General features: G+C 66.7%; 18 protein-coding genes. 8 read left to right on the forward strand and 10 right to left on the reverse strand.

What is annotated here, in order from left to right; all coding sequences use genetic code 11:
- Positions 1 to 10: 10 nt before the first annotated feature.
- Genes kdpB through ACZ1J6_RS01750 form a run of 3 tightly spaced genes read right to left on the reverse strand, consistent with a single transcriptional unit; the run spans position 11 to position 3,874 of the window.
- Positions 11 to 2,059 (reverse strand): potassium-transporting ATPase subunit KdpB, encoded by a 2,049-nt coding sequence (gene kdpB, locus ACZ1J6_RS01740; protein WP_134094223.1) that lies wholly within the window; start codon positions 2,057 to 2,059, stop codon positions 11 to 13.
- A 10-nt stretch (positions 2,060 to 2,069) separates the two neighbouring features.
- Positions 2,070 to 3,773, reverse strand: a complete 1,704-nt coding sequence (gene kdpA, locus ACZ1J6_RS01745) for a potassium-transporting ATPase subunit KdpA (RefSeq protein WP_134094224.1) — start codon at positions 3,771 to 3,773, stop codon at positions 2,070 to 2,072.
- Positions 3,774 to 3,784: 11 nt separating this feature from the next.
- Complete coding sequence (locus tag ACZ1J6_RS01750) at positions 3,785 to 3,874, reverse strand: potassium-transporting ATPase subunit F (protein ID WP_132267089.1); 90 nt, start codon at positions 3,872 to 3,874, stop codon at positions 3,785 to 3,787.
- Between the two features lie 397 nt (positions 3,875 to 4,271).
- On the opposite strand from ACZ1J6_RS01750, the gene ACZ1J6_RS01755 reads away from it, so the two are divergent.
- Positions 4,272 to 5,681: a dihydrolipoyl dehydrogenase gene (locus ACZ1J6_RS01755; RefSeq protein ID WP_134094225.1), complete on the forward strand. Its 1,410-nt coding sequence runs from the start codon at positions 4,272 to 4,274 to the stop codon at positions 5,679 to 5,681.
- 47 nt (positions 5,682 to 5,728) lie between these two features.
- Here ACZ1J6_RS01755 and gstA read toward each other — a convergent pair whose 3' ends face one another.
- From gstA to ACZ1J6_RS01775, 4 genes are all read right to left on the reverse strand, one after another.
- Complete coding sequence (gene gstA, locus ACZ1J6_RS01760; RefSeq protein ID WP_134094226.1) at positions 5,729 to 6,325, reverse strand: glutathione transferase GstA; 597 nt, start codon at positions 6,323 to 6,325, stop codon at positions 5,729 to 5,731.
- A 19-nt stretch (positions 6,326 to 6,344) separates the two neighbouring features.
- Positions 6,345 to 6,668 carry a hypothetical protein gene (locus ACZ1J6_RS01765; RefSeq protein ID WP_134094227.1) on the reverse strand — a complete coding sequence of 108 codons (324 nt, stop codon included), beginning with the start codon at positions 6,666 to 6,668 and terminating at the stop codon, positions 6,345 to 6,347.
- Between the two features lie 109 nt (positions 6,669 to 6,777).
- A complete protein-coding gene (locus ACZ1J6_RS01770; protein WP_207913003.1) occupies positions 6,778 to 7,362 on the reverse strand; it encodes an Lrp/AsnC family transcriptional regulator in 585 nt (194 codons plus the stop codon).
- A gap of 49 nt (positions 7,363 to 7,411) precedes the next feature.
- Positions 7,412 to 9,865, reverse strand: a complete 2,454-nt coding sequence (locus tag ACZ1J6_RS01775; protein WP_134094229.1) for a zinc-dependent metalloprotease — start codon at positions 9,863 to 9,865, stop codon at positions 7,412 to 7,414.
- A 676-nt stretch (positions 9,866 to 10,541) separates the two neighbouring features.
- Here ACZ1J6_RS01775 and ACZ1J6_RS01780 point away from each other — a divergent pair.
- From ACZ1J6_RS01780 to ACZ1J6_RS01805, 6 genes are all read left to right on the forward strand, one after another.
- Entirely contained in the window at positions 10,542 to 13,376 is a 2,835-nt protein-coding gene (locus ACZ1J6_RS01780) for a TonB-dependent receptor plug domain-containing protein (protein ID WP_465127381.1), read from the forward strand.
- Between the two features lie 75 nt (positions 13,377 to 13,451).
- Entirely contained in the window at positions 13,452 to 15,056 is a 1,605-nt protein-coding gene (locus ACZ1J6_RS01785; protein ID WP_134094230.1) for an amidohydrolase, read from the forward strand.
- A gap of 5 nt (positions 15,057 to 15,061) precedes the next feature.
- Complete coding sequence (locus ACZ1J6_RS01790) at positions 15,062 to 16,654, forward strand: amidohydrolase (protein WP_134094231.1); 1,593 nt, start codon at positions 15,062 to 15,064, stop codon at positions 16,652 to 16,654.
- Positions 16,655 to 16,884: 230 nt separating this feature from the next.
- Positions 16,885 to 17,208 carry a DUF485 domain-containing protein gene (locus ACZ1J6_RS01795; RefSeq protein ID WP_132267076.1) on the forward strand — a complete coding sequence of 108 codons (324 nt, stop codon included), beginning with the start codon at positions 16,885 to 16,887 and terminating at the stop codon, positions 17,206 to 17,208.
- Between the two features lie 14 nt (positions 17,209 to 17,222).
- Positions 17,223 to 18,923 (forward strand): cation acetate symporter, encoded by a 1,701-nt coding sequence (locus tag ACZ1J6_RS01800; protein WP_132267240.1) that lies wholly within the window; start codon positions 17,223 to 17,225, stop codon positions 18,921 to 18,923.
- A gap of 78 nt (positions 18,924 to 19,001) precedes the next feature.
- Complete coding sequence (locus ACZ1J6_RS01805) at positions 19,002 to 19,553, forward strand: hypothetical protein (RefSeq protein ID WP_134094232.1); 552 nt, start codon at positions 19,002 to 19,004, stop codon at positions 19,551 to 19,553.
- Positions 19,554 to 19,563: 10 nt separating this feature from the next.
- Here ACZ1J6_RS01805 and ACZ1J6_RS01810 read toward each other — a convergent pair whose 3' ends face one another.
- From ACZ1J6_RS01810 to ACZ1J6_RS01820, 3 genes are all read right to left on the reverse strand, one after another.
- Positions 19,564 to 20,529, reverse strand: coding sequence for an enoyl-CoA hydratase/isomerase family protein (locus ACZ1J6_RS01810; RefSeq protein ID WP_134094233.1), 966 nt, complete (start codon positions 20,527 to 20,529; stop codon positions 19,564 to 19,566).
- A gap of 143 nt (positions 20,530 to 20,672) precedes the next feature.
- On the reverse strand, positions 20,673 to 21,458 hold the full coding sequence (locus ACZ1J6_RS01815) for an enoyl-CoA hydratase/isomerase family protein (protein ID WP_134094234.1): 786 nt from the start codon (positions 21,456 to 21,458) through the stop codon (positions 20,673 to 20,675).
- Positions 21,459 to 21,486: 28 nt separating this feature from the next.
- A complete protein-coding gene (locus ACZ1J6_RS01820) occupies positions 21,487 to 23,214 on the reverse strand; it encodes an FAD-dependent oxidoreductase (RefSeq protein WP_134094235.1) in 1,728 nt (575 codons plus the stop codon).
- 177 nt (positions 23,215 to 23,391) lie between these two features.
- Here ACZ1J6_RS01820 and ACZ1J6_RS01825 point away from each other — a divergent pair, with 177 nt between their 5' ends.
- Positions 23,392 to 25,767 carry a CaiB/BaiF CoA transferase family protein gene (locus tag ACZ1J6_RS01825; protein ID WP_134094236.1) on the forward strand — a complete coding sequence of 792 codons (2,376 nt, stop codon included), beginning with the start codon at positions 23,392 to 23,394 and terminating at the stop codon, positions 25,765 to 25,767.
- The last annotated feature ends 3 nt before the right edge of the window (positions 25,768 to 25,770 follow it).

Raw genomic sequence — 25,770 nt, forward strand, 5'->3', positions numbered from 1 at the left:
CCATGTCTCCTCAGGCGAGGCCCAGGCCGTTCACGGCCATGTCGATGAGCTTGATGCCGATGAAGGGCGCGATCAGTCCGCCCAGCCCGTAGAGCGCCAGGTTGCGCGCCAGCAGCGGGCCGGCGCCCATCGGCCGGTACGTCACGCCCCGCAGCGCCAGCGGCACCAGGCAGGGGATGATCAGGGCGTTGAAGACGATCGCCGAAAGGATCGCGCTTTCCGGGGTGCCGAGGCGCATGACGTTGAGCACGCCGAGCCCTGGATAGAGCGCCACGAACATGGCGGGAATGATCGCGAAGTACTTGGCGACGTCGTTGGCGACCGAGAACGTCGTCAGGGCGCCGCGGGTCATCAGCAGCTGTTTGCCGAGGCCCACGACTTCGATCAGCTTGGTGGGATCGCTGTCGAGATCGACCATGTTGCCCGCCTCGCGCGCGGCCTGGGTACCGGTGTTCATGGCGACGCCCACGTCCGCCTGCGCCAGTGCCGGTGCGTCGTTGGTGCCGTCTCCGCACATGGCGACCAGGCGTCCACCTTGCTGTTCCTTGCGGATCAGTGCCAGCTTGTCCTCCGGCGTGGCCTCGGCCAGGAAATCGTCCACCCCGGCCTCGGCAGCGATCGCGGCGGCGGTCAGGGGATTGTCACCCGTTATCATGACGGTGCGGATGCCCATGGCGCGCAGTTCGCCGAAGCGTTCGCGGATGCCGGCCTTGACGATGTCCTTGAGGAAGATCGCGCCCAGCAGGCGGCCGTTCGAAGCGACGGCCAGCGGGGTGCCGCCAGCCCGGCCGATCTCGTCCGTCACGCGGCGCAATTCGGTGGCCGCAACGGTGGCGGCGGCCCCGGGATGGGCGCGCAGGATCGCCTGGACCGCGCCCTTGCGAACCATGCGTTCATCGGTGTCGATGCCGGAAATGCGGGTCTGCGCCGTGAAGGGTATGACGGTCGCACCTTCGGGCAGCGCGTCCGGGCCAGGTCCGCATGTCTCGCGGGCGAGCAGGACGATCGACCGCCCTTCCGGCGTCTCGTCGGCCAGGCTGGCGAGCAGCGCGGCTTCGGCCAGTTCGGCCGTGGTGGCGCCGCCGACCGGGCGGAACTCGCTGGCCTGGCGGTCTCCCACGGTGATCGTGCCCGTCTTGTCGAGCAGCAGCACGTCGACGTCTCCCGCCGCCTCGACCGCGCGGCCGGACTTGGCGAGCACGTTGAAGCGCACCAGACGGTCCATCCCCGCAATGCCGATGGCGGAAAGCAGCGCGGCGATGGTGGTGGGGATCAGGGTGATGAGCAGGGCGGCCAGGATCGCCACCGGCACTGTGCCGCCGGCATAGCTGGCAAAGCCCGGGATCGTGCCCACGGCGATCAGGAAGATGATGGTCAGGCCCACCAGCAGCAGGGTCAGCGCGATCTCGTTGGGGGTCTTCTGGCGTTCCGCGCCTTCGACCAGCGCGATCATGCGGTCGAGGAACCCCTGGCCGGGATGGACGGTGACACGCACGCGGATCTCGTCCGAGATCACGCGGGTGCCGGCGGTCACGGCCGAGCGGTCGCCGCCCGCCTCGCGGATGACGGGGGCGCTCTCGCCGGTGATGGCGGCTTCGTTGACCGAGGCGACGCCCGCGATCACTTCGCCGTCGGAGGGGATGAGGTCGCCGGTCCGGACCAGTACCACGTCGCCGCGCCGCAGGGCGCTGGCGGGCACTTCCTCGTAGCGGTCGTCCGCGCCGAGGCCGTCTCCCTTCAGCCGCCTGGCGGTCAGTTCGGCCTTGGCGGCGCGCAGGGACGCGGCCTGCGCCTTGCCGCGCCCTTCGGCCAGCGCTTCGGCAAACGTGCCGAACAGCACGGTCAGCCAGAGCCAGAGCACGAGCTGGATCTTGAAGCCGGCGGCCAGTCCGTCATGCCCGGCGATCAGCAGGATCGTGAGCAGGACGGCGACGACGGCAGTGGTGAACATCACCGGATTGCGGATCAGTTCGCGCGGGTCGAGCTTGCGGAACGCATCGCCGATCGCGGGGAGGATCAGGTCTGCGGTGAAAAGCGAAGTCTTGGCGGATCGAGCCATGGGTTGATCCTCAGAAAAGCTGGCCGCGGATCATCGCGAGATGATCGGCAACGGGGCCAAGGGCGAGGCCGGGCAGGAAGGTCAGGCCGCCGACGATCAGCACGATGCCGATCAGCAGGCCGGTCCAGAGCGGGCCGGTGGTGGGGAAGCTGCCCGCGGTGGGCGGGGTGTGCCTGCGGGCGGCGAGGCTGCCTGCCACGGCCAGCATCGGGATGATGATGAAGAAGCGGCCGATCCACATGGCGATGCCCAGCATGCCGTCATAGAAGGGCGTATTGGCCGTCAGCCCGGCGAAGGCGGAGCCGTTGTTGCCGACCGCGGAGGTGAAGGCATAGAGGATCTCGGAAAATCCGTGCGGTCCCTTGTTCAGCGGTCCGGCCAGCCCGGCGGGCAGGACCGAGGCGAGGGCGGTGAAGCCCAGGATGACGAGCGGCAGGACGGCAATGGCCAGCACCGCCAGCTTGACCTCGCGGCTTTCGATCTTCTTGCCGACATATTCCGGCGTGCGCCCGACCATCAGCCCCGCCACGAAAACGGCCAGGATCGCGAACAGCAGGAACCCGTAGATCCCCGCGCCCACGCCGCCGACCACGACTTCGCCCAGCTGGATGTTGAACAGCGGCACCAGCCCGCCGAGCGCGGTGAAACTGTCGTGCATGGCATTGACCGCGCCGCAGCTCGCCGCCGTCGTGACAACCGAGAACAGTGCGGAAGCGGCGATGCCGAAGCGGACTTCCTTGCCCTCCATGTTGCCGCCGCCGAGGCCGAGATGATGAAGCACCGGGTTGCCGGCGGCTTCCTGCCAGTACGTCACGGCCGTGCCCGCCAGGAACAGCGCCATCATCGCGGCCAGGATCGCCCAGCCTTGGCGCGCATCGCCCACGGCCTTGCCGAAAGCGTGAGTCAGCCCGGCCCCGATCGCGAAGATCGAGAGCATCTGCACCAGGTTCGTCAGTGCCGAGGGGTTCTCGAAGGGATGGGCCGAGTTGGCGTTGAAGAAGCCGCCGCCGTTGGTGCCCAGCATCTTGATCGCCTCCTGCGACGCCACGGGGCCGAGCGCCAGCGTCTGCTTCACGCCTTCCAGGGTCGTGATATCGACCGATCCCGCCAGGGTCTGCGGCACGCCGCTGGCGATGTAGAACAGCGCCAGCACGGTGCAGAGCGGCAGCAGCAGGTAAAGCGTCACCCGCGTCATGTCGGCCCAGAAATTGCCGATGCCCGCTGCGCTCCTTCGGGCAAAGCCGCGGAACAGCGCGAAGGCGAGCGCTATGCCGGTGGCGGCGGAAAGGAAGTTGTGCAGTGTCAGGCCCAGCATCTGGCTGAGGTTCGACATCGTCGATTCGCCTGCGTAGCTCTGCCAGTTGGTGTTGGTGGTGAAGCTCACCGCCGTGTTGAACGCGAGGTGCTCGCCCACGGCGGGAAGGCCGCGCGGGTTGAGCGGCAGCAGCGCCTGCATCCGCAGCACGAGATAAGTCAGCAGGAGCAGCACGGCGTTGAAGATCAGCATGTGCACGGCGTAGCGCCGCCAGGACTGGTCCTCCTGCGGATCGATGCCGGAGAGGCGGTAGAAACCGCTCTCGACCGGGCCGAGCACGGAGTGAAGCGGGGTGCGGCGGCCTTCGTAGAGCGCGAAGAGCCAGAGGCCCATCGGCCGGACGAGCGCCAGCAGCAGACAGACGAAAGCTGCGATCAGCAGCCATCCCTGATAAGTCATGGGATCGCCTCCTAGAAGCGTTCGGGCCGCGCGAGCACGGCAACGAGGTAGACGAGAAGACCGAGCGCGGTTCCCGCGCCCAGCCAGAGATCGATGGTCATGGCTGCCTGCTCCTCACGCCCTGTCGCACAGCGCCGCGTAGCCGAGGCTCGCCGCCAGCAAGGTCAGGAAGAGGCCGATCCAGAGGATGTCCTGCATGGTGATGCTCCTGCACGCCCATCGCCGCGCGGTGCGGCGGAAGCGATTGCAGCAGCCCCGCTAGCCCCATCCGCCGTAAACATTCGAGACGAGGCTGGGGCCGGTCGCATAGGATTTGCATATGATGGCCCGCACGGGGCCGCTGCCTTGGCCGCCTGCTTCATGAGCCGCAAGTCCCGGCGGAAGGCGCGAACACTTGGCGCCCTCGCGAGTTGTTCCAGGCAAAGGAGACAGCGATGACGAAGATACGGCAGCCGGGCGACAGGGCCCGCTGGAACAGCCATGGCGGTGCGGCCCGGCATGACTGACCGGACCTGCGATGTCGCCATCATCGGCGCGGGCACGGCGGGCCTTGCTGCCGAGCGTGCGGCCCGGACCAATGGCGCCTCCACGCTGCTGATCGATCCGGCCTTTGCCGGCACCACCTGCACCACGGTGGGGTGCATGCCTTCGAAACTTCTGATCGCCGCGGGCCAGGCGGCCCATGCGGCCCGTCACGCGCAAGTCTTCGGCGTCCGCGCGGAGCCTGTGGTGGATGGCGCCGCGGTCATGGCGCGGCTGCGGGCGCTGCGGGACGGGTTCGTGGCCGGCGTGAAGGCCGAGTTCGGGAAGCTGCCCAAGGGCACGATGCTAAAGGGACGCGCCCGGTTCGAAGGTGCGGGCAAGCTGGTCATCGACGACGGCACCAGCGTCACGGCGAAAGCCGTCGTGATCGCCGCGGGGGCCAGACCCTCGGTTCCCGATTTCCTCAGCGAAGTCGGTCATGCCGTGCTGACGAACGAGACATTGTTCGAGCTTGAGGCGCTGCCCGGCTCCGTCGGCGTGATCGGTGCGGGCCCCCTGGGCCTCGAACTGGCGCAGGCGCTGGCGCGGCTGGGAGTGGACGTTGCCGTGTTCGATGAAGGCGAAAGCCTGGCAGGACTGGAAGACGAGGCGATCGCGCAAAGCCTGCGCCAATGTCTGGAAGCCGAATTTGCCGTCCATCTCGGCGTGAAGCTCTCGGCGAAAGCCTCGGGCAAGCAGGTCCGCTTGTCCTGGACGGGAAAGTCCAGGGGGGATGCGACTTTCGACCATATCCTGGCCGCGGCGGGGCGCCCTCCGCAGCTTGCCGATCTGGGGCTGGAAACCACCGGCCTCGCTCTCGACAAGCATGGGGCGCCGAAGACCGACCCGCGGACGATGCAGTGCGGCGATCAGGCCATCTTCATCGCCGGTGACGCCGAGCATGGCCGGCCGGTGCTGCACGAGGCGCAGGCCGAAGGCGCCATCGCCGGTCGCAACGCCGCCCGCTTCCCCGAGGTGAAGCCGGGGCGCCGCATGCCGCCGCTCTCGATCATGTTCACTTCGCCCGCCATGGCTCGGGTCGGCGAAGTGCCGGAAGGCGCCGCAACGGTGCGCGGCGCCGCCTCCTACGAAGACCAGGGACGCGCCAAGGTCTTCGCCACGAACGCGGGCTGCGTGAAGATCGATGCCGATGCGAAAGGCGGCCGGCTGCTGGCGGTCCAGATGGTCGGGCCGGCCGTGGAACACAGCGCCCATTTGTTCGCGCTGGCCATCGACCAGGGGCTTACCGCCGACCAGATGCTCGCCATGCCGTTCTATCATCCCACTTACGAGGAAGGCCTGAAACCGGCGCTTCGGGCGATCTGCGATGCGATCAGCGCACCCACCGCCTCCGACCGGGACGATGGCTTCATGCCCGGGGGATGACGGCCCGGGCCAGGTCCTGACTCTGGGCCGCCTAGCCTTCTAGCCCCCTAGTCCCCTAGCCCCTCCTCTGCCAACGCCTGCTGGATCGCGGCGCGCTGCGAGAGACGCTCGTAGTAGGATGAGAGGTTGGGCGGCAGGTCGAGGCCGACTTTCTCCCTGGCCCAGAACAGCATGACGAAGAGGTAGCAGTCGGCGACGCCGAACTGATCGCCCAGCGCGAATTCCTGGCTGGCCAGCGCATCCTCGAACAGGCCGAAGCGCTTGCCCAGCTGGGTCTTCGCGGCGGACTTTGCCTCGTCCGAGGAGCCCGGCTTGAAGAAGGGCGCGAAGCTCTTGTGCAATTCGGTCGAGATATAGGCGAGGGCCTCGAGCGCCCGGAACCGGCCGAGCGGCCCCTGCGGCATGAGGTTTCCGGCCCGGTCGGCGATATAGCCGAGGATCGCCACGTTCTCCGTCAGGACACCCCCTGTGTCGAGACCGAGGGCCGGGACATAGCCCTTGGGATTGACGGCAGTATAGTCCTCGCCTTCGGCGGTGGTGCGGGCCTTGAGATCGACTTTGTCGATGGTGAAGGGCAGCTTGCTTTCGATCAGCGCGATATGGTCGGCAAGGCTGCAGGCGCCGGGTGCGTAATAGAGCTTCATGACGGTTCCTCTTCCTGGATCAGGCTTCAAGCGTCCGGGCCTTGCGATCGGCCCATTCCTTGCCGGCGTCCCCGCCCCACAGCAGCCAGGCGATGAACCCGGCCGAAGGGTCGCTGTTCGAATTCCATTTGTGGGTCGCGGTGTCCTTGTCCACGGCGTGACGGGCGAAGTAGCTGTGCATGGACTTCACGTCGCCTGCACGAAGATCGTGGCGCCTAGCCAGCTGGTGCGCGCGCTCGACGCCCACTTTGGTCCCGCCGCGGCCGAATTTTTCGCGCAGGCGGAGCCCGCGTCTCGCGGCTGCGGCCATCTTCATCGTGGGCCTGAAATGCGGCTCGGTCATCCATCGCTCTCCCGATCTGACGACAGGTCAACGTCGCCAGGCATCGGGCGGTTTCGCGGCGGACGCGCGCCTTGTCGGTTTTCCCGGCCGGAATACCGGCGCGGGGCGACTACTTCGCGGCGTGAAGCGGCCGGTTGAGAATGGCCGGCGCGATCTGGCGGCTGGCCACTTCCCGCAGCACGAAGCTCGATCGGATGCGGCGGACATGCGGCAGCACCGACAGTTCCTTGCGGTAGATCATGTCGTAGTCTTCCAGCGATTGGACATTGAGGATCATCAGGAAATCGGTATCGCCGGTGACGAAGGCGCAGAACTGCATCGAGGGGCTGTCGAGCACGGCCTTCTCGAAGTCCTGCAGCACGGATTCGGCCTGCGAGACAAGCTCGATCGAGACCATCACCAATGTTCCGTAACCCAGCGCGCGGACGTTGAGGTTGGCCGAGTAATGGGTGATGTAGCCCGCTTCCTCCAGGATCTTGCGGCGGCGGGCCACGGCGGTGCTGGACAAGTGCACTTTTTCGCCCAGCCACACGTCCGATGCACGCCCGTCCGAAACGAGCGCGCGCATCAGGCGAAGGTCGGTGTCGTCCAGTTCGTGCTGCATTGGCTTGCCGCGTGCTGCCTCAAGCCAATGCAGCTTGCTGGATTGCATATCCATCCTGATGAGCGCCCCTCTTTTTTGTTTCGAAACCATAGTGCCGGGTTTCCCTTCGATTTCAAACAAAAGGTGCGGGTCTGAGGCGTTATTCGGACAGAATGTTGTCGAACCAGCCGGTTTCGCCCCCGATCGGCATGCCGGCGGGGATCGGCGGGCGCGGGCGGCTGAGCTTGCCGATTTCGGTTTCCAGCCGCTCGGGATCGCCGAGCAGGGCTGCCATGGAGACTTGCCACAGGCCGTCCTCGGAGCCGCTCCTGGCCCGGGCAAAGCCCTTGGCGGTATCCTTGAGATAGCCGTCCAGCAGCGCGGCGACGTCTGCGGGGGTGTCCGGATCGCGCCGGGCCGAGGCGATCGCCAGCAGGGCGGTCTGGGCGATCCGGCGCGAAACCGCATCGCCATGGGCGGCGATGACGGGCGACAGCTTGTCGAGCAGCGTGGCGACGCCGGGCTGGGCCGCATCGTAGCCATGCTGGATGTGCAGGCGCGTCAGGCGCGCGGGGGCAAGCAGGCTGTCGAGCGTCATCTGCGCGCCCACTTGCGCGGCGACGAGCGGATCGAACACTGCCGATCCGGCCCCGCGCAGCACTTCGGGCGCTGCCTCGGCATCGGTGCGGGCGCTTGTGCCGCTGGACAGCAGCATGGAGAGCGCCGCCGGAACCGTCAGTTCGCGGGGGGAGAGCGTGGCGATGAGCGCATCCATCGCCGCCATCTGGTCGGCGGCCGGGACAGGGCGGGGCGTGTCGCGTCCATCGCCGACGACCGCGTATTCGTAGTTCACCCCGCCTACCAGCTTGCCGGTGGCGTCGATGGAATAGCGATGGAACAGCCAGATCGGCACGAACTTGCGGCGCAAGTTGGAGAGCGGCTCACCCGCCAGCAGCACGTTCGGACCGAAGCCCGACAGCGCGAGCCGGCGTACCGCCATCGTATGCGCGAGATCGGCGGGGGTGTCCTGCCCTTCGGTCCACATGTTGACGCCGGGCACCGCGAGATCGGGGGCGCGGCCGTCGATGTCGGTGCCGTAGATCAGGCCGGCCTTGCGAATGGCATCGGCCTTGGCCGCTGCTTCGGCATCGCCGTCGACGCCGGGTGCGGGCTGGCCGTATAGCCAGTCTACCGTGAACTTGTCCCACTTGCCGATGCCTGTGGCATAGGCATCGCCGAGGTCCAGCCGGCCGTCGGCAATGCCCACTTTAGGCCCCGGATAGTCCATCACCGAGGCGCGGTCCTGCAGGCTGGCCTTGAAGTTGTGCACGAAGCCGATGGCATGGCCCACTTCGTGCGCGCCCAGTTGGCTGATCCGAGCGAGGGCCACGCGAACCGGGTCGTTGGCGCCGCCGGTATTGTTCTGCGCCGTGCCGACCAGGCCTTCGAACACGGTGATGTCCTGCCGCACGCGCAGCGCGCCCAGCACGACCACGCCCTTCACGATCTCGCCGGTGCGCGGATCGATCACGCCCCCGCCGTAGGACCAGCTGCGGTTCTGCCGGTCGGTCCAGTTGACCACGTTGTAGCGCACATCCTGCGGGTCGACGCCGGCGGGCAGGATGGCCACCTGGAAGGCGTCGATGAAGCCGGCTGCGTCGAAGGCATCGGCCCACCAGCGCACGCCGCTCGCCAGGGCGGAGCGGATCGGCTCGGGCGCGGCGCTGTCTATGTAGAAGACGATAGGCTTCTTCACCGGCGATCGGGCCGCGGTGGGGTCGGTCTTCTCCAGCCGGAAGCGGTTGGCATATTCCACCAGCATCGGGCTGCCCAGCGGCGTGCCGAAATCGTAGACCTGGGTGGCGTGGCTGCCGGAGCGAATGTCGAACTTGCGCGGCACGAAGCCGGGCTCGGGCAGGGCCACCAGCGAGGAATGGACGGTGACGCTCACGGCGCGGCCATCCGGGGCGAGCACGTCGAGTTCCTTGCCCGCGCTATCGGCGGTGAAGGTCTGGACGGTTTCGAACTCGACGTTCCGGGGAAAGACCTTGACCGACGCCGGGTCGAGGGCGCTGAGTTTCTCCGAGAGCTTGTAGCCCTTGGCGCTTTCGCCGATGGCGCCGGCAAGGTCCATGGCGTCGCTGGTGACGAGCGGCGTCGCATCCACCGTCACGCCGCCGCCCGCTTCACTCACCATTTCGAGCATGGCTACCGTGCTGAAGGGGAAGCTCGCGCGGGCGCCCTTGGCCACTTCGGCATCGCCGCTCGCCCGGTAGCGGGGGTTTTCAAACAGCACCGCGACTTTGCCGCCCATGCGGCGGAAGACCAGGATCTTGGTATCGCCCTGCATGCCGCGGTCGATGCGGATCGCCGCCGAGCCGAGGCCGGTCTTGATCGCCTGCGTGAACAGGTAGCGGCCCGACAGACCCTCCGCGTCGGCCGCGGGCAGGGAAAGCAGCAACCGCCCCTTGGCGGCGTCGACCAGAACCGGAAGCAGGGCCCCGTCCGGCGACGAGACCACCGCGGCCGGTGCCGCCGCCACGGCCATGGGCGTGAGGCAGGCTACGGCGCAACCGGCGGCGAGAATGGATTTCATGCGGGCGACGATGGACATCTTGGAAGGTTCCCCTGGAAGCGGACGTTCGAAGGACAACGAGACGGCGGCCCCTGTTCGCCGCGCTTGTCTCGCTCTTGCAGCAAGCCTAGCCGAAACCGGACGCAGCTTCCCCGAACTTATCGGGCCGGCCGCACCGCGCCGTGATGGAATCCTGCGCAAACGATCGCAAGGACGTGAAATTCCGGCGCGGGCGGGCTGCCTCTCGTGAAAGTCCCAGCCCTTAGGTGCGATGCTGCACTGCATTTCGCGAATCAGGCCATGGCTGATTTCAGGAACGTGCGTCTTCGCGAGAGCGGATGCATCTTTCTTGCGCGATATTGCTAATCGGTGATGAAATCCGTCGCGAGGGGGTGAAAATCTCCTGAACTTTCGTGGGATCGTTCGCACCCTTGCGGATAGTATCGCAGTAGTCAGGCAGCAGTCCGGGTCGGGAGCAACCGACATCGAAGCGGACATTGCCGGATGATGGAGTGCCCGCGGATTTGGCGGGTGCGGGGAACAGGGGTTCCGACACAGTTGGGCGTCGACAAGGCACCGTGAGGGCGGTGCGTGTTCGCCTGTCCGGGGCTGCCAGTTCTCCATCCATCGGGATGAGGGCGCCTGTGGCGAGAAACAGTCACAGGGAGTTTTCGCGATGCGCAATGCAGTCCAGACCTCGCGGCGCCGAGGCAATATGGATACCTTTTCAGCGCGCTCGATCCGTGCCCTGCTGCTGGCAGGCGTGGCGGCGCCCTTGCTGGTGGCGACGCCGGCGCTGGCCCAGAGCGCTGCGGTCGATGAGCAACCGGTCAACGATATCGTCGTCACCGGCTCGCGCATCGTCGGCGACGGCTACAGCGCGCCGACCCCCGTGGCGGTACTGGGAGAGGCGGATATCGCCGCCCAGGCGCCTGCGAACATCTCCGATTTCGTGAACCAGCTTCCCGCCATCGCCGGCAGCGGCACGTCCGGGAACAGCTCGGGCGGCCTGTCGAACGCGGGTGCGGGCATCAACTCGATCGGCCTGCGCGGCCTCGGCGTGGGCCGTACGCTGGTGCTGGTCGACGGGCAGCGCTCGGTGGCCTCGACCGTGGGCGGCACGGTGGACATCAACACGATCCCGCAGGACCTGGTGAAGCGCGTCGAAGTCATCACCGGCGGCGCCTCTGCCGCCTACGGTTCGGACGCGGTGGGCGGCGTGGTCAACTTCATCCTCGATACGGGATACGAAGGCGTCAAGCTGGGGGTCGATACCGGCCTCTCCACCTATGGCGACGCCTACAACTACCGTTTCACCGGCACCGCGGGCTTCTCGCTGCTGGATGACCGCCTGCACCTGCTGACCAACGTGTCCTACTTCAAGCAGACCCGCGAGGAAGGGATCAACCGCGACTGGAACGACAGCGGTTACTTCCAGATCAACAACCCCGCCTATGACGGCACCAACGGCGCGCCGCAGCGCCTGGTCGGCAGCGGCATCGGCCCGGCCGGCTACACGGCAGGCGGTCTGATCTCCAGCGGACCGCTGCGCGGCACGTATTTCCTGGGCGAGGGGCAGACCGCCCAGCTCACCTATGGAACCGTCTCCAGCCCCTGGATGATCGGCGGCGACTGGCAGACCACGCTGGACGGGCACCTCGGCACCAATACCCTGGTCCCCCTCGACGAGCGACTGAGCCTGTTCCAGCGCGCCGGCTTCGAGATCACGCCGGATATCGAGATCTTCGGGCAGTTCTCCTACAACCGCTCGGTCAGCGCCAGCTCGTACCAGCAGACGCCCAGCACCGGCGTTTCCATCGCGGCCGACAATGCCTACCTGCTCAGCCAGTATCCGGCCGTTGCCGCGGCGATGGCGGCGCAAGGGCTGTCCTCGATCACGGTGGGCACGTCGAATGCCGGCTTCCCGATCCCGGGCAGCAATATCAAGCGCGAGGTCTATCGCGGCGTCGTGGGCGCCAAGGGCCAGTTCGACATGTTCAAAAAGGCCATGAACTGGGATGTCTACTACCAGAAGGGCGTGACCAAGGCGCGCGAGGAGCTGACCAATACCTGGCTCAATTCCCGCATGGCCCTGGCGCAGGACGCCGTGTTCGACGGTACGGGCAATATCGTCTGCCGCTCCACCCTGACCAATCCGGGTAACGGCTGCGTGCCCATCGACAGGCTGGGTACCGACGGTCCCTCGCAGGAAGCGCTCAACTACATCTACAACGACGGCAACCAGCCGCTGCGCCACCAGACGATCAAGCAGGACGTTGCCGCCGCCACGATCTCGGGCAAGGCCTTTGCGCTGCCGGCCGGAGACCTGGCCTTCGCCACCGGCGTCGAATGGCGGCGCGAGCAGATCGACGGTTCGGTGGATCCGCAGTACAATTCCGGCTGGCTCTACGGCAACTTCCGCGTGAACCAGGGCAAGTACGACGTCTACGAGGGCTTCCTCGAACTCGACGTGCCCATCTTCGACGGCATGAACGTCAATGCCGCCGCGCGCGGCACGCATTACTCGACGTCGGGCTGGGTCGGCACGTGGAAGGTCGGCGCCAACTGGCAGGCCATCGACTCCCTGCGCCTGCGCGGCAACATCAGCCACGACATCCGCGCGCCCAACCTGGAGGAACTGTTCGCGGCCGGTACCGCGCGCACCAATTCGGTCATCATCCCGACCGGCGCCGATGCCCCGCAGACCGGATCGCTGCAATTCGTGCAGAACGCCTTCGGCAATCGCAACCTGAAGCCCGAAGTCGCCGACAGCTGGACTCTTGGCGCCGTGTTCGAACCGACGTTCCTGCCGGGCTTCTCGCTCTCGTTCGATTACTATTCCATCCGGATCAAGGACGCGATCGGTTCGATCACCGCCCAGCAGACCGTAGACTTGTGCTATGAGCAGGGGATCAGCTCTTATTGCCCGAACATTCATTTCGTGAACGGGCAGCTCAGCACGATCGACCTCACGCCGATCAACTTCGCGCGCCAGAAAACCAGCGGCTTCGATATCGAGGCCAGCTACGCGGTCCCGGTCGGCCCGGGCACCCTGCGCCTGCACGGGCAGACCACCCATTACATCAAGAACGTCGTCGACGACGGCATCAGCTTCCCGATCGACTATGCCGGCGTCCTGACCAGCGGCACGTATGCCTCGCCCAACTGGGTCTACCGACTGAGCGCCTTCTACGACATCGACCCGGTCAGCTTCAACCTGGTGGCGCGCGGCTTCACCGATGGGGTCTACGGCAACGACTGGATCGAATGCGACGGCGATTGCCCGGTCAGCACCGCGCAATACCGCACGATCAACGACAACTCGATCAAGGGCGCGACCTATTTCGACGCTTCGGTGGACTTCAAGTTCCCGGCGATCGGCGGGGTCGGGCACCTGACCTTCATCGTCAACAACCTGCTGAACAAGGATCCCGTGCTCGTGGGCAACGGGCCTGACGGCAACAACGTGCCGGCTTACGCCCAGACCAACCGCAGCCGCTACGACGTGATCGGCCGCACTTTCCGCATGTCCGCCAAGGTCGAGTTCTGAGTTTCCAATTGCCGCGTTTTTCCATCGGGCGGCGGTGCCCGGTGGAAAAACGCTCCATGAGAGGATGATCGTATCATGAAGACGTTCAAGCGCCCGGCGTTCGCGGCCGCCCTTGCAGCCGCTCTCCTATCCACCGGGCTGGGCAGCGTGCCAGCCCATGCCGCCGCGCCTCAGGCGCTGAAGGAAGAAGTTTCCGCCGAAGTGGAGGCCCAGCGCAAGCAGATCCAGGTCATGGTGGACCAGATCTTCAGCTATGCCGAACCCGGCTTCCAGGAGGTCCGGACGTCCGAATACCTCACCGGCATCCTGGAAAAGAACGGCTTCAAGGTGGAGCGCGGCGTTGCCGGCATTCCCACCGCCTTCACCGCCACATGGGGCAAGGGCGGCCCGAAGATCGCGCTGGGCAGCGACATCGACGACGTGCTCGGCGTCTCGCAGACCCCCGGCCTGCCTTACCTCAAGCCGCTGGTAGAAGGCGCGCCCGGGCACGGTGAGGGGCACAATGCCGGCATGCCGCTGATGGTGGCCGCGGCCATCGCGGTGAAGAAGGTCATGACCAGGCACGGGCTCGAAGGCCGCCTGATGCTCTGGCCGGGCGTTGCCGAGGAACTGCTGGCGACCAAGGCCTATTACGTGCGCGCCGGTCTGTTCAAGGATGTCGATGCCTCGATCTTCACGCATGTCAGCTCGGACTTCTCGACCGGCTACGGCGAGATGGGGGGCAACGGCATGGTCTCGGTGGAATATACCTTCCACGGCAAGACCGCGCACTCTGCGGGCATGCCGTGGGAAGGCCGCAGCGCGCTTGACGCGGTGGAGATCATGGATGTCGCCTGGAACTTCCGGCGCGAGCACCTGCCGCTGACCCAGCGCTCGCACATGATCATTACCAACGGCGGCGGACAGCCCAACGTGGTGCCGGACAAGGCCAGCATCTGGTACTTCTTCCGCGAACGCACCTTCGACGATATCCGCAAGCTCTACGAAACCGGCAACGACATCGCCAAGGCCGCTGCTCTGGCCACCGGCACGACGATGAGCCAGCAGACGCTCGGCTATGCGGCGCCCAACTTCGGCAACAAGCCGCTGGCAGAGGCGGCCTATGCCAATATCAAGGCGGTGGGCATGCCGAAATGGAGCGCCGACGACCAGGCTTTCGCCAAGGCCGCGCAGACCTTCAACGAGCGCAAGATGGAGCCGCTGAAGGACGAGGTCACCGAACTCTCCACGCCTGAAAACCGCAAGCCTTCCACGGGCGGCGGTTCCGACGACATCGGCGACATCATGTGGGCCGTGCCGACGATCACCATCCGCTTCCCGTCGAACATCCCGAACATGATCGGCCACAATTCCACTTCGGCCTTCGCGATGGCGACCCCGATCGCCCACAAGGGCGTGGAAGCGGGGGCCAAGGCCGTGGCGATGACCGTGCTCGACATCCTGACCACACCGCAGCTGGTCACTGACGCCAAGGCCTATTTCACCGACGTCCAGCTCAAGACGGACAATTACGCGCCTGTCCTCACGGACAAGGACGTGCCCGCGATCTGGCTGAACGAGCGCAACATGCAGCTCTACCGCCCGCTGATGGAGAAGTATTACTACAATCCCGCCAAGTACCCCTCGTACCTCGACCAGCTCGGGGTGAAGTATCCCACGCTGACGAAGCCGGCGGAGTGAGCCGAATGCGCAAGAAAGCCCTTGTCGCCGCCGCCCTTGCGGCAGCCTCGCTCCTCCCCGGCGCCGCACAGGCCGCCGCGGATCCGGCGCTGAAGCAGGAAGTCAGCGCCGCCGTGGAGGCGCAGCGCAAGCAGATCCAGGTCATGGTGGACGAGATCTACTCTTTCGCCGAACCCGGCTTCCAGGAAGTGAAGACCAGCGAATATCTCGCCGGGATCCTCGAAAGGAACGGTTTCAAGGTGGAGCGCGGCGTTGCCGGCGTGCCCACGGCCTTTACCGCGACATGGGGGACCGGCGGGCCGAAGATCGCGCTGGGCAGCGACATCGACGGGCTGCTCGGCGTGTCCCAGGTTCCCGGCGTGGCGGACGTGAAGCCGCTGGTCGAGGGCGCGCCGGGGCATGGCGAGGGGCACAATTCGGGCATGCCGCTGATGGTGGCCGCGGCCCTTGCCGCCAAGCAGGTCATGGCCAGGCACGGCATCCAGGGGCGGCTGATGCTCTGGCCGGGGGTTGCCGAGGAACTGCTGGCAACCAAGGCCTATTACGTGCGCGCCGGCCTGTTCAAGGATGTCGACGCGTCGATCTTCGCTCACGTCAACACCGGTTTCGGCACCGGCTGGGGCGATCTCGGGCTGACCGGGATGATCTCGGTCGAATACGAATGGAAGGGCAAGACTGCGCATTCCGCGGCCATGCCGTGGGAAGGCCGCAGCGCGCTGGACGGCGTGGAGCTGATGGACGTCATGTGGAACTTCCGGCGCGAGCATCTGCCGCTCACGCAGCGTTCGCACGATGTCATCACCAATGGCGGCGGCCAGCCCAATGTCGTGCCCGACAAGGCCAGCAGCTGGTACTATTTCCGCGAGAAGGACTTCGCCGCGCTGCGCGGTCTCTATGAGACCGGGAACCAGGTGGCCGAAGCCTCGGCGCTGGCTACGGGTACGACGGTGAGCCGCAAGGTCCTGGGCTTCGCCGCGCCGAACTACGGTAACAAGCCCCTGGCAGAGGCACTCTATGCCAATATCGAGGCGGTGGGTGTTCCGCAATGGTCCGCCGCGGACCAGGGCTTTGCCCGGGCCGTGCAGGTGAAGAACCACCTCAAGGTCGAGCCGCTGCCCGACAAGGTGGCGCCGCTTTCGACACCGGACACCCGCGGCAATGCCAGCTTCGGCGGCTCGGACGACATCGGCGACGTGATGTGGACGGTGCCCACCGTGACCATCGGCTATCCGGCGAACGTGCCGAACGTGATCTTCCACCACGCCACCGCCGCGATGGCGATGGCCACGCCGATCGCGCACAAGGGCACCGTCGTCGGCGCCAAGGCAGTGGCGATGACGATACTCGACCTCGTCACCACGCCGCAGCTCATCACCGATGCCAAGGGCTGGATGCGCGATGTCCAGCTGAAGGACCAGAAGTACGATCCGCTCATCGCCGCCGCCGACATGCCCGCGATAGACCGCAATGCGCGCACGATGGCGCAGATCCGGCCGGCGATGCAGCCCAAATACTACGATCCGGCCAAGTACGATTCCTACCTGCAGCAGCTCGGCATAGACTACGAAGCCGCGGGTCGCGAAAACTCCGGCGCTTAGCCTCAGGCGCGCCGACCGGCCGGGGCCAAGATCACCCTGACGAAAGCCAACTGCCCCGGCCGGCTTCTTTCCTCGTACTGCGCTTTCGGCGGCGGCATCGGCTTGCCGCGCAGCCCGGCTGCCGGGCGGACATGGCCCGGAAGGCCCGTCGCGGCTGCGCATTAAACATTAGATATTCCGGGAAATTCGGCATAGCATCCGCCGCAATATTGCGAGAGAGGGTGCGAAGCATGGATCCTGCAGAACCGGCAGGCGGCGCGTTGCAGCGTGTTGCCGAAGACCCGCGCTATCACGCGCTGGTGGCCCGAAGGTCGCGTTTCAGCTGGACACTGACAGGGGTGATGCTGGCGGTGTTCTTCGGCTACATCCTGGCCATAGCCTTCCGCAAGGACCTTCTGGCGACGCCGATCGGCAACCATGTGACGACCTGGGGGATCCCGGTGGGTCTGGGCGTGATCCTTGTGGGCATTGCGCTGACGGGGATCTACGTGTCCCGCGCCAATCGCGAATTCGATCCGCTGCTGCAGGCCATCAGGAAGGATGCCGAACAGTGATCGCGCCGTTCCGCATGACGCGCTGGGCCGCTGTCGTTTCCGCCTGTTGCCTGCCGCTGCCCGCCCTGGCCGATGCCTTGACGCAGGAAACCCGGCAGCAGGCCGTGAACTGGCCCGCCATCCTCATGTTCGGCGCCTTCGTGCTCTGCACGCTGATGATCACGCGCTGGGCGGCGGGTAAGACCCGGACCACCGCCGATTTCTACACGGCGGGCGGCGGCATCACCGGCTTCCAGAACGGCCTGGCGATCGCCGGCGACTACATGTCCGCCGCATCGTTCCTGGGCATCTCGGCGCAGATCTTCGCGGACGGCTATGACGGGCTGATCTACTCCACCGGCTTCCTGGTCGGCTGGCCGATCATCCTGTTCCTGCTGGCGGAGCGCCTGAGAAACCTGGGCCGCTACACTTTCGCCGATGTCGCCTCGTTCCGCTTCGCGCAGACCCCGGTTCGGCTTTTCGCGGCCTTCAGCACGCTGGCGGTCGTCCTGTTCTACCTGATCGCGCAGATGGTCGGCGCCGGGCAACTGATCAAGCTCCTGTTCGGCCTGCCCTACTCCTATGCCGTGGTCATCGTCGGCGTGCTCATGACGCTCTACGTGCTGTTCGGAGGCATGATCGCGACGACATGGGTGCAGATCATCAAGGCGGTGTTGCTGCTGGGCTGCGCCACCGTCATGGCCTTCGCCGTCATGGCCAGCTTCGGCTTTTCGCCGGACGCCCTGTTCGCCAAAGCGGTGGAAGTGAAGACGATGCTGGCCGGGCAGGCCGGGGCAGACCCGGCCTCGGCCGCAGCGAAGGGGCGCTCGATCATGGGGCCGGGCAATTTCATCAAGGACCCGATCTCGGCGATTTCCTTCGGCATGGCGCTCATGTTCGGTACGGCGGGGCTGCCGCACATCATGATGCGCTTCTTCACCGTGCCCGATGCCAAGGCGGCGCGGAAGTCGGTGCTCTGGGCCACGGGCTGGATCGGCTATTTCTATCTGCTCACGTTCATCATCGGCTTCGGCGCCATCGTCATGGTCGCTACCGAGCCCGCATTCCTGGACCCGCTGACGGGCGGCCTGCGCGGCGGGAGCAACATGGCGGCTCTCCACCTGGCCGACGCGATCGGCGGCAATCTGTTCCTCGGCTTCGTCTGCGCCGTGGCATTCGCGACGATCCTGGCCGTCGTCTCGGGGCTGACGCTGGCCGGTGCTTCGGCGGTGAGCCACGATCTCTACGCCTCGGTCCTGCGCAAGGGACAGGCCAGCTCGGCGGAAGAACTGCGCATTTCCAGGCGCACGGTGCTAGTTCTCGCCGCAATCGCGATCGTGCTGGGCATTCTCTTCGAGAAGCAGAACGTGGCCTTCATGGTCAGCCTGGCTTTCGCGCTGGCGGCTTCCGGCAATTTCCCCGTGCTGCTTCTGTCCGTGCTGTGGAAGGGCTGCACGACGCGCGGGGTCGTCTGGGGCGGTTCGCTCGGCCTGGCCCTCGCGCTCGTGCTTACGGTTCTTTCGCCCACGGTATGGGTGACGGTGCTGGGCAATGCAGAGCCGGTGTTCCCTTATTCCTCGCCCACGTTGTTCTCGATGCCGCTGGCCTTCTTCACCATCTGGATCGTCTCGCTGCTGGACCGGTCCGGGCGGGCGGCGGTGGACAGAAGCGGCTATCCGGCACAGCGCATACGGTCGGAAACCGGGATCGGCGCAGCAGGCGCGAGCGCGCACTAGGCGAATTGCAGCGGCCGAGGAACGGCCGGGCGCAAGCCGCGTTGAGAGGGAGGAGGGGGGCAAGCCGGAGCCGATGCTTTGCCCAGTTACGTTCTAGTCGCAGCGGGTGCCTTGGGTGCTGCCGCCCTCGGGTTCGCGGCGACCAGCGTGATTCCCACGCATATGAAGATGCCGGAGGAAGCCGCGCAACGGTCAGGTTCTTCGGATGCGCTGCCCGCCTACGATCCGGCTTATGGCGAATCGGGAAGCGGAGCCTCTTTCGTCAGCGATACCGGCTTCACCGGCCAGGGCATGCCGCGATGGCTGGAGAGCCAGGACGACCATGGCGCAGGCGCGGACGGCCAGCTCTGGCAGGCCGCGACATATGGCGCCGAAGGGCAGAGCTTCGATGAGGCCTATACCGCAGCGGAAGATCCGCTGTCCGACGATCCGGGATCGACATCACCGGACAAGGCCTCCGAAGCCGCGGCCGCCGCCGCGCGGGCAGCGGCTGAAGTAAAGGAAGCCGAAGTGGGCGATCTGGAAGCCCCCCGCGCGCCCGTGTCGATAGCCCCGGCAGCGAATGCCCCAACGCCGAACTCTTCGGCGCCGAACTCTTCAACCCTCGCCGCCGCAGCGGTTCCCTACTGACCGGCTCGTTTCATTCCGCCGCCTTGCGACCGCCTTTGCTCAGGCGCCATTCGGGCGGGTAGAGCGAATCGTTGTCCTTCACGGCATTGTTGAGACCCCGGTCGAACGTCTCCTTGTTGAGCGTGAATTCGTCGGCATCGTTCTTCACCTGGGCCAGCATCGATTCCAGCCATGCGGTCATGATCGAGCCCATGTATTCGCCCTGCTGCTGCTTGTAGGTCTCGAACAGGGTCTTCTGCATGAAGACGACATCGGTAGGCCGCGTGATCGAGCAGGCATGGGCATATTTCGCGACTTCCGCCTCGAGCCGGTCCCGCGGGACCACGCTGTTCAGGAAGTTGCAGTCCTGCATCTCCTTTGCGGTGAAGGGGCGTCCGGTGAAGACCATCTCCTGGAACTTGCGCAGGCCCATCATCTGGGCCCACTGCCACATGCGCGGGGCCCAGCCGACATAGCGGAACGAGGGGTGGCCGAAGAGCGCATCGTCGGACGAGATCACCAGGTCGGCATCGGCGGCCTGATAGAAGTGCCAGCCGTAGCAATAGCCCTTCACCTCCAGGATGCTGATCTTCTTGAAGTCCTGCAGCGTGCGGCACCCGAAGTTCGAATTGGCGTATAGCTGCGTCAGTTGCGCCAGATAGCGATAGCTGCCCTTGGGAGGATAGCGGACGTCTTCCCCCGGACCGATGCGGAATTCGTGCAGCAGCGAATATTCGCCTTCCGCGGCCAGCATCTCTTCCTGTTCGGGAAGGTCTGCGCCGCCGCCCAGGTTGTTGCCGGCGCCGCGGATCACCAGCACCTTGACGTCATCGTCCACGTTCGCGCGGTGGATGAGATCGGCATAGCGCAGCCGCGCCGCGGTGGTGGGTGCGTTCAGGAGGTCCGGACGATTGAGCGTGATCGTGGCGATCTTGGTGGCGGGATCCTTTTCGTAGAGGATGATGTCCTCCGGGTTCGGGCGATCCGCTTCAGCCATCGTCTTCTCCTTTTCGCGCAAGGACGCTCATTCGGCGGCCCGCCCGGATGTCGGGCCGACTTCGGCCCATCACTCGGCTTGCGGTCCTGCGGCGGCAATGACTGGCAGTGAACTGACACCACCCTCTTCGCGCCATCCCGCCGCTACCGGCCGGTGAAAACGGGCGCGCGCTTTTCGGCGAAGGCTCGGGCGGCCTCGGCGAAATCCTGGGTTAGCAACCCCAGGACCTGGACGTGGTTCTCCAGTTCCAGGGCGTTTTGGAGCGGGGCATCGAGATTGGCCCACATCACCTGCTTGGTGTGCTTGACGGCATAAGGCGCGTTGGCCGCGATCGTTCGTGCCACTTCCAGCGCACGGTCGAGCAGGCTACCGGGTTCTGCCAGATGGTTGACGAGGCCGATGGCCAGCGCTTCCTCGCCGTTTACGGGGCGGCCGGTCAGCATGATCTCGAAGGCCCGGCCGGCGCCGATCAGGCGGGGCAGGTGATAACTGATACCGCACTCGCCCGCGCTGAGGCCCAGTTTCACGGCTCCGACCAGAAACTGCGTAGACGGCGCGGCGATGCGCACGTCGCAGGCGAGCGCGATGCCCAGACCGGCGCCCACCGCCGCCCCCTGGATCGCCCCGATGACCGGCTGGCGCATCTTGCGGATTTGCTCGATCAGGCGCGAGAACACTTCCTGAAGCGCCATCCATTCCGGCGCGTTTTCCGGCCCTTCCGCAATCGCCGCCTTCAGGTCTAGGCCCGCGCAGAACGTCGCGCCGTCTCCCCCCAGCACGACGACCCGGCACGCATCGTCGGCGCTCACGCCGGCCAGCGTAGCGGTCAGCTCCTGCGCCATGGCGACGGTGAGCGCGTTGCGCGCCTCGGCGCGGGCCAGCCGTACCAAAGCCAGGTTCGCAATCCTTTCGACGGTGATAGAGGCCATGGGCCCTCCTGCAAGGCTGTGATCGCGCTCAGATTGTCGCCGGTTCCCGCACGTCCACGGCCTCAGGCATGGCGGCCCGCCGTGCGATGTCGTTCGCGGCGATGTAGCCGAACACCATGGCCGGGCCGATCGTCCCCCCGGCGCCGGGATAGTTGAGGCCGAATGGACTTCCGGCGGCGTTTCCGGCCGCATAGAGACCGGCGATGGGTGTGCCCCCGGTATCGACCACGCGCGCCTGGCGGTCCGCCTTCAGACCGCCCTTGGTGCCCAGGTCGCCCAGGTGGATCTGCACCGCGTAGAAGGGCGCCTCGCGGATCGCGCCGAGTGCGGGATTGGGCTTGCAGGTAGGGTCGCCGAAGGTCTTGTCATAGATCGTCGAGCCACGGCCAAATTCGGGGTCCTCGCCCTTGCGGGCATACTCGGTCATCCGGCGCGTCACGTTTTCCAGCTTGACCGGATCGACGTCGATCCTGCGCGCCAGTTCGCCCACGGTGTCTCCCTGGAAGATATAGTGATCCCACCAGTCGACCGGGATCGCGCGGTCCGGCATGATCGCGGCGGGCAGGATGCCGCCCGCCGTGAACTTCCTGCGGAAGGCGGCGTCGAACACCAGCCAGCACGGCGTGTTGGCACCGGTTGCGCGCTGATCGGCCACCATGGCCGCGCCGAAGCGATCGTAGGAGCAGGCTTCGTTGACGAACCGGTCCCCCTCGCGGTTGACGCAGACACTGTAGGGACGGCCCACGTCGAACACCGCCTGGTGCACTTCCTCGAAATTGGAGGCGGAGCGGCTGGGCAGGATCATCGTCGGTGCCCACCAGCCTTCGCCGGTATGTTCGGTGGCCGCGCCGATCGCTTCGGCGGCGATCAGCGCCTCGCCGGCATTCGCGCCCTGCGGCGTACTGCTCCACCAGATCGAGGTCCTGACCGGATAGAAGCGATCGCGCAGCGCCTGATTCCACTCGAACCCGCCCGCGCAGATCACCACGGCGTGGCGGGCCTCTATCTCATGGCGGCGGCCGCGATGGCTCACCGCGACGCCGGTGACTTTGCCGTCTGCGATGAGGAGCCGCTCCAGCCCGGTCTCCAGCTGGATCTCGACGCCCTTCTCGAAGAGCCTGGCGAGCAGCGGGCCGATCAGCGCCGCGCCGGAAACGAACAGCCGGTCGCGGCGAGTGATCCTGCGGGTGCTGCGATCCTTCCAGTACCGCCCGATAACCCTGGCGATCATGCGCTTCCAGCCGGCACTGCGGGCGGCGATGGTGAAGGTTTCCTCCAGATTCATCGCATAGCGGTTGAACAGCTTGAAGCGGGGATATTGCTCGCGCACCAGCGGGAACCTGTCTCCCAGCAGGCGACCGTCCCAGGGCGGCATCACCAGGCTGCGGTCGCTGCGCGATCCGGGCAGTTCGGCGAAGTAGTCCGGCCAGGGCATCGGCATCATCGCGATGCCCTCCCGCCCGAGCCAGTCCAGCATTTCGCGCCCGGTATCGACATAGGCTTCCAGCCGGTCGCGGTCGATCGGCCCGCCGATGACGGCGTCGAGGTAAGTCAGCGTCTCTTCGCGCGTGTCGCTGGTGCCGCCCAGCCCGTGATTGGGGATCCAGGCGACGCCGCCCGAGGTGGCGGACGTGCCCCCGTACTTGTGCGCCTTTTCCACCACCAATACCCGCAGGCCGAGATCGTGCGCGCGCAGGGCGGCAGTCAGCCCGGCCGCACCCGAACCGACGACGATCACGTCGAAAATGTCGCTCATCGCCATCCTCCCGTTCTGTTCCCTGCCTGGCCTAGCCATGATCGGCCGCGCCTTCGCTGCCCTTCTTCACTCACTGCGTTCTCGGGCTGGTGCGGCTGCAAATCAGGACAACTATGCCCGCCCGGCCCCGGCCTATACCGCAAGACGAGACAGCATCAGCGCGCAGGGGGAGCGGACGTGTCGGCTTTGAAGGGGCTAAGGATCGTCGAACTGGCCGAGCAGATCGCGGGGGAATATTGCGGCAAGCTGCTGGCCGATTTCGGCGCGGAAGTCATCAAGGTGGAGCGTCCCGCAGGCAGCCCGACCCGGCGCCTCGGCCCGTTCCTGCATGACCGCCCGGAAAGCGGATGCAGCGGGCTTTTCGCCTACCTCAACAGCAACAAGCAGTCGCTGGTGCTGGACCTGGCCACGCGTGCGGGGCGTCTGCGACTGGACCGGCTCCTGGCCGGCGCCGACGCGGTGATCGACGACCACGGCGGCGCTTGGCTGACCGCGCTCGGCCTCTCTCCCGCCACGTTCCGGGCGGATCATTCCGGCCTGATCCTATGCTCGGTGACGCCGTTCGGGCTGGACCCACCACCCGAGCGCGCCCATGCGACGGACCTCATCGTCACGCACGCCAGCGGCCTGGGCTATCATACGCCGAGCGCCGCCGATGCCGAGCGGCCGCCGCTGAAGGGACCGGGGCGCTTCCTGGCCAGCTACGAGGCGGGCCTCGAAAGCGCGCTCTGCCTTGCCGCGGCGCTGCACCGGCAGGGGCGAACGGGGCAGGGGACCTTCATCGATGTCTCGGCGCAGGAGGTGCTCGCGGGACGGCTCGATTACGTGCTCGGTCAGATGATCGCCGGGGACATGGACGTCAGCGAGAGCCGGCGGCAGTTCGATCTTGGCGGGCCGGGCGGCATCTTCCCGTGCCGCAATGGGTTCATCTACGTGTTCCTGACCACGCCGGGCCATTGGCATGCGCTGCGCGGCCTGATGGGAGACCCCGAGGAACTGCGCGACTTCCCGGCCGACTGGCTGGAGCGGGGCCTGTCGCCGGAGCGCATCGCGGCCTGCCGCAAGCACATGGTGGGCTGGCTGGCGGGGCTGGACAAGGACGAGGCGGCGGCATCGGCGCAGGCCAGCGGCATCACGCTGGTCCCGATCAACGATATGGGCGATCTCGGCCAATCGCCGCAAGTCCGCCACCGGAACTACTTCACCCGCGCCGAACTGCCGGGCGGGGCGGGAAGCGCGCTGTTCCCGACCGTCGGCTACCGGCTCGCGGCAACCCCTGCCAGGATCGCGGCGGCGGCTCCCGAGCTTGGGAGCGCCGCGCCGGACCACTGCCCGCCGCGACCGCCAGCCCGCAAGGTGGCCGGAAAGGGGCCGCTCGCCGGGGTCCGTGTGCTGGAACTGACCAAAGTCTGGGCCGGACCCTACGCCGGCAAGCTGCTGGCGTTCCTGGGCGCCGAGGTGATCCGGGTGGAGAGTCTGGGCTCGCTGGACGTGACGCGGAGCTACGGCGTCAGCGATGTGAACAAGGCGCCGGGGTTCATGGCGGTCAATCCGCAGAAGCTGTCGGTCCAGATCGACATGAAGAGCGAGGCGGGACGGGCGCTGCTCAAGCGGCTGGCGGGTACATGCGACATCGTGCTCGAAAACATGCGCCCCGGCGCGCTGGAGCGGCTGGGGCTGGGCTACGAGGCCCTGAGGGCGGTGCGTCCGGACATCATTCTCACATCGATGAGCATGTATGGGGCGGATGGGCCGCTTGCCTACCAGACCGGCTATGCGCCGTGCTTCGTGGCGCTCAGCGGGATGAGTTCGCTGGTCGGCTACGAAGGCGAGGCGCCTTCCGGCATGAATGTCCGCTATGCCGATTCCAGCTTCGGCGCGGCGGCGGCCTTCGCCTCGCTGGTTGCGCTGCGCCACCGCGAGGCGACCGGCGAAGGCCAGTTCGTGGACGTCTCCGCGGTGGAGACCCTGACCAGCCTGATCGGCGATACGGTCATGGATTTCAGCCTGAACGGCAGGGTGGCTGCCTGCGACGGCAATCGCCATGCGGACATGGCGCCGCACGGCCTCTATCGCTGCACCGGTGAGGACTGGATTGCGCTGGCCGTCCAGTCCGATGCGGAGTGGCGCGAGCTGGCTTCCCGCATCGGCGTGCCGGGATTGGCCGAGGACCGGCGTTTCGCCGCGCTTGCGGATCGCAAGGCCAACGAGGCCGCGCTGGACGGCCTGATCGCGCAGTGGACGCGCAAGCAGGATGCCGCCGTGCTCACCGCTGCGTTGCAGGCGGCGGGTTTGGCCGCCGCCAAGAGCGCCAATTCGGTGGACCTGATCGGCGACGGGCACCTCTGGGCGCGGGGGTTCTACCGTCATGTCGAGGATCAGGACGGTCAGCCGCGCGCGGTTCTCGGCCCGTCATGGCGCATGTCGGACCCGGCTGCCATCACGCTCGCGGCGCCGCGCCTCGGGGAGCACAATGGCTATGTGCTGGGCGAGATCATGGGGCTTTCGGCGGAAGAGCAGGCCCGCCTCCACGAAGCAGGCGCCTTGCGCTGAGAA

It is taken from the genome of Novosphingobium sp. BL-S-21 (assembly GCF_055521655.1).